This window comes from Streptomyces auratus (assembly GCF_050433025.1).
GTDB lineage: Bacteria > Actinomycetota > Actinomycetes > Streptomycetales > Streptomycetaceae > Streptomyces > Streptomyces sioyaensis.
The window spans coordinates 466,019-473,621 of record NZ_JBNGCB010000001.1 but is presented as its reverse complement, the minus strand read 5'-3'; the positions used below and the strand labels follow the sequence as shown (position 1 = coordinate 473,621).

The following is a 7,603-nucleotide window of genomic DNA, read 5'->3' as shown; positions in this document are numbered from 1 at the left end:
CATGAAGGCAGTGGTCTTTCCCGGCCAGGGCGCCCAGCGGCGCGGCATGGGACGCGAGCTGTTCGACGCGTATCCCGAACTCGCCGACGAAGCCTCCGAAGTCCTCGGCTACTCCCTCCGCACGCTGTGCCTGGACGATCCGCACCGGCAACTGGGCCGCACCGAGTACACGCAGCCCGCGCTGTTCGTGGTCGGGGCGCTCGCCCACCGGCAGTGGCGCGAGAACACCGGCGACGAGCCGGCCTTCTTCGCCGGGCACAGCCTGGGGGAGTACTGCGCCCTGCACGCCGCCGGCGCCTTCGACTTCGCGACCGGACTGCGCCTCGTCCAGCGGCGCGGTGCACTGATGGCGCAGGCACGGGGCGGTGGCATGGCGGCCGTGGTCGGGGTCGACGCGGCACGGCTGCGCGAACTCCTCGACGAAGGCGGCTTCCGCGGCCTGACCGTCGCCAACGACAACGCACCGCAGCAGAAGGTCGTGTCCGGCGACACCGCGACCGTCGACGCGCTGGTGGCACACCTCGAGGCGCGCGACGTCCGCTGCGTGCGACTGAACGTGTCCGGTGCCTTCCACTCGCCCCTGATGCGGCAGGCGCAGCAGGACTTCGCCCGCTTCGCCGACGGATTCGCCCTCGGGGACCCGGCGACGCCCGTGATCGCCAACGCCACGGCGCGCCCGTATGTCCCCGGCCGGACCGCGCGCACGCTCGTCGACCAGATCGTGCAGCCCGTGCGCTGGACCGAGAGCGTGCACCACCTCCTCGACGAGGGCGTCACCGACTTCGTCGAACTCGGGGGCCGCGTGCTCGGCAGGCTGATCGACCAGATCCGCTCCGCCCCGCGGCCGGTCGCCCGGCCCGACGCACCGGCTGCCCGGCCCGACACACCGGCCGCCGCGCTCGGCAGCCCCTTGTTCCGCCGGCGCATGGGCGTGCGCCACGCCTACGCCGTGGGCGGCATGTACCGGGGAATCGCCTCGGCCGAGATGGTCGTCAGGCTCGGCCGGCACCGCATTCTCGGCTTCCTGGGAACCGGCGGCCTGCCGCTCCCGGAGATCGAGCAGGGGGTGAAGGAGGTCCAGCACGGCCTGGCCGACGGGCACCCCTACGGCGTCAACGTACTGGCCGACCACGACGACCCCGCGGCCGAGCGCGCGCTGGTCGACCTGCTGATGCGCCACAGCGTCCCCGTCATCGAGGCGTCGGCCTTCCTGCAGATGACCCCCGCACTCGTCCTCTACCGGGCACGGGGACTTAGCCGCGGTGCCGACGGCCGGACGGTGTGCGACCACCGCATCGTGGCCAAGGTCTCCCGGCCGGAGGTCGCCGAGCAGTTCATGGCACCCGCCCCCGGGCCGGTCCTGGACCGGCTCCGCCGGGAGAACGCCCTCACCGACGAACAGGTGGAGCTCGCCCGGACGGTGCCGATGAGCCACGACATCACGGTCGAGGCGGACTCCGGCGGGCACACGGACGGCGGCGTCGCCACGGTCATGATGCCCGCCATGCTCAAGCTCCGGCAGCAGGCCCAGGACCGGTACGGCTACGACGAACCGCTCTGCGTGGGGCTCGCCGGCGGCCTCGGCACCCCCGCGGCGGTCGCGGCGGCCTTCATGCTGGGCGCCGACTACGTACTCACCGGATCCATCAACCAGTGCACGGTGGAATCCGGCATGAGCACCGAGGTCAAGGACATGCTGCAGGACGTCGGCATCGCCGACACCGCCTACGCCCCCGCAGGCGACATGTTCGAATTCGGTGCCAAGGTGCAGGTGCTCCGCAAAGGCGTCTTCTTCCCCACGCGGGCCAACAGACTGTTCTCCCTCTACTCCCACTACGACGGCCTCGACGATATTCCGGAGAAAACGCGCTCCCTCCTGGAGAGAACCTACTTCGGAAAGAGCATCGAAGAGGTCTGGGACGAAGTGCGTGCCTATCTCCGGTCGCAGGGGCGCGACGCCGACATCGACCGGGCCGATGCCGAGCCCAAACAGAAGATGGCGCTGGTATTCCGCTGGTACTTCTTCCACACCACGCGCCTGGCCATGAACGGCGACGGCTCCGGAAAAGTGAACTACCAGGTCCAGACCGGCCCGGCGCTGGGGGCCTTCAACCAGTGGGTCGAAGGTACCGAACTCGCCTCATGGCGGCACCGCCACGTAGAGCGGATCGGCCTCATGCTGCTCGACGGCGCCGCCGAACACATCGCCACCGCATGCCGGCACTGGCGCGACACCCTCGGTGTGCCCAGTGCGTGACGGACATCCCACCGCAGTCGAGGAGAACGTGATGACCGTTCCGTCCACGGGCACCGAAGTCCGGCTCGCCGCCCGCCCCGAGGGGTGGCCGACCGCTGAGAACTTCTCGGTCGTGCAGGCGGAACCGCCCGCCGTCAGGACCGGCCAGGTACTGATCCGCAACCTGGTGATGAGCGTCGACCCGTATATGCGCGGGCGGATGAACAAAACCAGGTCCTACGTCCCGCCGTTCGCCGTCGGCAAGGCGCTCGACGGGGGCGCCGTCGGCGAGGTCGTCGTCTCGAAGTCCTCGCACCTCGCCGTCGGTGACCTGGTCCTGCACGGCCTCGGCTGGCGGGAGTACGCCGTCGTGGGCGCTGCCGGCGCGGTCAGGATCGACCCGGCACTCGCGCCGCCCGGCGCGTATCTCGGAGTGCTCGGCATGCCGGGGCACGCCGCCTACACGGGGTTGCTCAAGGTCGCCGAATTCCGGCCCGGCGACACCGTGTTCGTCTCCGCGGCCGCGGGCGCGGTGGGCTCCCTCGTCGGTCAGATCGCCCGGCTCTGCGGCGCGGAACGCGTGATCGGATCGGCGGGCAGCGCCGAGAAAGTCGCCTATCTGACCGGGGAGCTCGGCTTCGACGCGGCATTCGACTACAAGGACGGGCCGGTTCTCGAACAACTGGCGAAGGCCGCACCGGCGGGCATCGACGTCTACTTCGACAACGTGGGCGGCGACCACCTGGACGCCGCCCTGGTCCTGGCCAGGATGGGCGCGCGGTTCGCCCTCTGCGGCAGCATCTCGCAGGCCAACGAGCAGGCCCCGCCGGCCGGCCCACGGAACCTGACGCAGGCCATCGCCAAGGGCCTCACCCTGCGCGGCTTCCTCGTCGGAGGCCACGCCGACCTCCCGGACGAGTTCACCACCCGCATGGGCGGCTGGCTGGCAGACGGGAGAATCACCTACCGCGAGACCGTCGTCAGGGGACTGGAGAACGCGCCCACCGCATTCATCGACATGCTGCGCGGCGCCAACACCGGCAAAATGCTCGTGAGAATCGCCGAATGAAAACACCACCCCCTGCGGAAGAAAAGGGTGAACTCCCTGGCGTTTCCGGTCTCCACGGAATTTCCGGTGAAATTGTTCCCCATCTCCTTCCCGGCCGGTATGGTGATCTCCAGGCCCGGACGCCGCACAGCCGGCGGGCCGCACACCGTGGCAGTGAATTCTCCACCTGCCCCATTTTCCCTCGGCATTCAGCCTGCGGCGAGTAGACGCTTCCGGCGCTTCCGGCCGAACCCACGCGCCCACCGCGCACGTTCCACCCCTCACCGATTCACCAGACAGAAAACGGAGGACCTTCATGTCCAGCACGTCCACGTCCACGACCGCCCCCGTCGCCGCCCCCGTCCCCGAAGAGGTCGGGCACCTCTACGACCGCCTCACCGCACTGGACACCGAAGCGGCCGGCGGCAGCCTCCACCTCGGCTACTGGGACGTCGACGACAACGAGACCCCGCTCGTGGAAGCGGCCGACCGGCTCACCGACACGATGACCGACCGCCTGCGGATCGACCGGGGACAGCGGGTCCTCGACGTCGGCTGCGGAGTCGGCCAGCCGGCCATGCGGATTGCCCGGCGCACCGGCGCCCACGTCACGGGCATCGCGATCAGCAAGGACCAGATCGCCCGCGCCACCGCCCTCGCCGAGGGCGCCGGCCTGAGCGACCGCGTGGAGTTCCGGCACGCCGACGCCATGGAACTGCCCTTCCCCGACAACTCCTTCGACGCCGCCATCGCCATCGAGTCGATCTTCCACATGCCCGACCGCGGACGGGTCCTCGCCGAGATCCGCCGCGTACTGCGCCCCGGCGGCCGCCTGGTCCTCACCGACTTCTTCGAGCGCGGCCCCATCCCCGCCGAGAAGCAGCCCGCGGTGGACCGGCTCCTGCGCGACTTCATCATGACGCTGGCCCGGCCCGAGGACTACGTCCCCATGCTGCGCGACGCAGGCCTGCGCTTCGTCGAGCTCCTCGACATCACCGAGCAGAGCGTGCGGCAGACCTTCGAGCAGATGAGCAAGGGCTCCCAGGAGATGCAGACCGTCTTCGACGACGAGGCAGAGGAAAAGTTCAGCCCCGCCTCCATGATCGACGTCGACGAATTCGGCTCCGTCCTGCTGACCGCCCAGAAGCCCCGCTGACCGGGGAGGTTCGAACGAGGTGGCGCCGGAGGAGCGCCGGCCCAACCCCCGGGCGACGGCGCGGCGCACCTCCGGCGCCACCGCGCACCCACCACCGATGAGGAGCGATATCCCGTGACCGGACCGACCGACGGCGGCCTCCCGCCCGCCTTCCCCTTCCCCCGCACCTGCCCCTACCGGCTGCCCGCCGAGTACGACGGCCTCCGCGAGAGCGGGCCCGTGTCGGAGGTGACCCTGCCGACCGGTAAGCCGGCGTGGATCCTGACCCGCTACGACGACGTGCGCAAGGCGCTGCTCGACCCGCATCTCAGCTCCGACCGGGCCGATCCGAACTTCCCGATGCTGGTCGAACTCGCCCGGAGCGACAAGGACTCCACACTGTCCCTGGCGGGTATGGACGCGCCCGAACACACCCGGGCGCGGCGCGCCGTGGTCGGCGAGTTCACCTTCCGCCGGATGGAAGCCCTGCGCCCGCGCGTCCAGGAGATCGTCGACGAGTGCGTCGACGCGATGCTCGCCGGCCCCAACCCGGCCGACCTGGTGAAGACGATGTCCTTCCCGGTGCCCTCCCTGGTCATCTGCGAGCTGCTCGGCGTGTCCGTCGCCGACCGCGACTTCTTCGAGGACCGCACCTCCCGGATGCTCAGCATGACCCTCCCGCCGCTGACCCGGCAGCAGGCGTTCTTCGACCTGCAGACCTACTTGGACGAGCTCGTGACGGCCAAGGAGAAGGTCCCGGGGGACGACCTGCTCAGCCGCCAGATCGCCAAGGGCCGAAAGGACAGCGCGTACGACCACGACGCACTCGTCGACCTGGCGTTCCTGCTGCTGACCGCCGGGCACGACACGACCGGAAACATGATCTCGCTGGGCATGCTCGCCCTGATGGAGACACCCGAGCTGCGGGCGCGCCTCACCGGCGACCCCGGCTCCATGCCGCAGGTCGTCGAGGAACTGCTGCGCTACTTCACCATCACCGACATCATCACCACGCGCGTGGCCAAGGAGGACGTAGAGATCGGCGGGCAGACCATCCGCGCCGGCGAAGGCGTCTTCGCACTGGGCGGCTCGGCCAACCACGACCCGGACGTCTTCGAGAACCCCGGAAAGCTGGACGTCGACCGCGGCGCCCGCCAGCACCTCGCCTTCGGCCACGGACCGCACCAGTGCCTCGGGCAGAGCCTCGCCCGCATGGAACTGGAGATCGTCTACGACACCCTGCTCCGCCGCATCCCCGGACTCCGGCCGGCCGTCCCCGCCGAAGACCTGCCGCTGAAGAACGACGCGGCCATCTTCGGCCTGCACGAGCTCCCGGTCACCTGGTAGGCGGAGGCGGTGCGCGCCAGGCGGTCATGCCCTGGCTGTTCGTGCGGTGACGCGGGCCGGGGCGCCGCGCTCGGAGGGGCACCGAGGGCGCAGGTTGGCCCGCTCGCTGAGGAGCGCGCAGGAGGCCGCGGCACCCGGCGCGCAGGGCACTCTCCGCCGAACTCAGGGGTGTGGTGGTGATGCGGATCAGCTGTGGGAGTCGCGGCCGCCGATGTGGGTACTGACCGCGACGGTGGTGCCCCGGCCCATCGCCTGGGTGTCGACCATGTCGGCAGACGGAACGCACAGGGTGCGCAGGGTGGTGAGGCAGTCCGCGGCCCGGCGGTGCGGGTCGGTGTCGGTGCTGGCCCAGGCGATCCGGGCGTCCGGCCGGATGAGGACGGCGGTGACGTCCCGCCAGATCGGGTGCGCCGCCTCGGCGTTGATGGTTCCTGCCTGCTGCTCCAGGCCGTCTGTGGGGCACGGTGTCCGCGTTCCGCCGAGGTCCAGCAGTAGTGGTCGGCCGTGGTGCATCAACGGGTGGGCGGTGGGTATGCCGGCTGTGCCCAGGGCGAGGCCGGCCAGTCGGGTGCCGTTCAGCGGGTGCGCGCCGGGTTCGGTGTCGGCGGGGAGCGGGTCGTCGAAGCCGGCGATCCGGCGGGCCCACTGGCGGTTGGTCTGCGGTTCGGCGAGCGCGGCGGACCAGACCTCGCGCAGCGCGATCTGCTCCGGGCTCGCCGCCGCGAACAGGGCGAGCTGCGCACGGGTGTTGTCGATGACCGCGCGGGCGGCCGGCCGGCGCTCCGTGTCGTAGCTGTCGAGTAGTCCGTCGGGCGCCCGGCCCTGGAGGGTGGCGGCCAGCTTCCAGCCCAGATTGGTGGCGTCCTGGATGCCGAGGTTCATGCCCTGCCCACCGGCCGGGAAGAACATGTGCGCCGCGTCCCCGGCCACCAGCACCCGTCCGGCCCGGTACCGCGCGGCCTGGCGGGTGGCATTGCCGTAGCGCGAGAGCCACCGGGGGTGGCGGATGCCCAGGTCCCGTCCCAGCAACGCGCGGGTCTGCTCGCGCACCTCCTCCAGGGTCAGCGGTTCGCCGGTGCCGTGGTGCATGGTGGCCGTGGAGAGGCCCGCCAGCCGGTGGACGCCGTCGCCGATCGGGGCCGCCAGGAACGAACCGGCCGGCCCGGTGGCGGCGAGCGGCGCGGCGGGCGGATCGTCGAGTTCGACGTCGGCGAGCCACCCGGTCAGGGTGGTGTCCTGACCGGGGAATTCGATGCCGGCCGCCTGTCGCACCGCGCTGCGGGTGCCGTCGCAGCCCACCACCCAGCGGGCCGGCACGGTCCGATGGGTGCCGCCGGCCCGGATCACCACCTCGACGGCGTCCGGCCCCTGGGTGAGCGAGACGACCTCCTCCCCGCGCAGCACTCGGGCGCCCACGGCGACTGCGTGCTCCTCCAGGAGCTGTTCGGTGACGGACTGACCGAGCGCCAGCATGAAGGGGTGCACCGCCCCGACTGTGGAGAAGTCCAGCCGGGTGGTCGCCGCGCCGAAGTGGCCGGTCGGTACCGGGGTGCCGCGTTCGATGAACCGCTCCGCGAGGCCGCGGGTGGCGAAGGTGTCCAGCGTGCCGGCCTGCATGCCGACCGCGCGCGACCGTCCGTCCGGTGCCGCCCGGCGTTCCACGACGGTCACCTCCACCCCGTGCAGGCGCAACTCCGCGGCGAGCCAGAGCCCTACTGGGCCGGCCCCGGCGATGAGCACGTCGAGCATGACAAGCACTTCCTCTCACTCTTGGGACGATGCGCCATGACGGCGGCCCCCGCCGATGCGCCGGGACGGGGGCGGCCTCGTGGCGTCA

5 protein-coding genes are annotated in these 7,603 nt (G+C 71.3%); 4 read left to right on the top strand and 1 reads right to left on the bottom strand.

Annotated elements, in window-relative coordinates:
• The first annotated feature begins 1 nt into the window (after window position 1).
• The 4 genes from fabD (at window position 2) to BKA18_RS02165 (ending at window position 5,766) form a co-directional block, all read left to right on the top strand.
• Window positions 2–2,257 carry an ACP S-malonyltransferase gene (gene fabD / locus BKA18_RS02180; protein WP_366047793.1) on the top strand — a complete coding sequence of 752 codons (2,256 nt, stop codon included), beginning with the start codon at window positions 2–4 and terminating at the stop codon, window positions 2,255–2,257.
• Window positions 2,258–2,288: 31 nt separating this feature from the next.
• A complete protein-coding gene (locus tag BKA18_RS02175) occupies window positions 2,289–3,305 on the top strand; it encodes an NADP-dependent oxidoreductase (protein WP_366047794.1) in 1,017 nt (338 codons plus the stop codon).
• Between the two features lie 295 nt (window positions 3,306–3,600).
• Complete coding sequence (locus BKA18_RS02170) at window positions 3,601–4,440, top strand: SAM-dependent methyltransferase (protein WP_366047795.1); 840 nt, start codon at window positions 3,601–3,603, stop codon at window positions 4,438–4,440.
• Between the two features lie 114 nt (window positions 4,441–4,554).
• A complete protein-coding gene (locus BKA18_RS02165) occupies window positions 4,555–5,766 on the top strand; it encodes a cytochrome P450 (RefSeq protein ID WP_366047796.1) in 1,212 nt (403 codons plus the stop codon).
• A 186-nt stretch (window positions 5,767–5,952) separates the two neighbouring features.
• Here the strand turns inward: BKA18_RS02165 and BKA18_RS02160 are convergent, their stop codons facing one another.
• Entirely contained in the window at window positions 5,953–7,515 is a 1,563-nt protein-coding gene (locus BKA18_RS02160) for an FAD-dependent monooxygenase (RefSeq protein ID WP_366047797.1), read from the bottom strand.
• Between the last annotated feature and the right edge of the window lie 88 nt (window positions 7,516–7,603).

Bases quoted from the DNA above. Each gene is read 5' to 3' on its own strand.
- BKA18_RS02170 (WP_366047795.1), top strand. From the start codon at position 3,601: ATGTCCAGCACGTCCACGTCCACGACCGCCCCCGTCGCCGCCCCCGTC.
- BKA18_RS02160 (WP_366047797.1), bottom strand. From the start codon at position 7,515: ATGCTCGACGTGCTCATCGCCGGGGCCGGCCCAGTAGGGCTCTGGCTC.
- fabD (WP_366047793.1), top strand. From the start codon at position 2: ATGAAGGCAGTGGTCTTTCCCGGCCAGGGCGCCCAGCGGCGCGGCATG.
- BKA18_RS02175 (WP_366047794.1), top strand. From the start codon at position 2,289: ATGACCGTTCCGTCCACGGGCACCGAAGTCCGGCTCGCCGCCCGCCCC.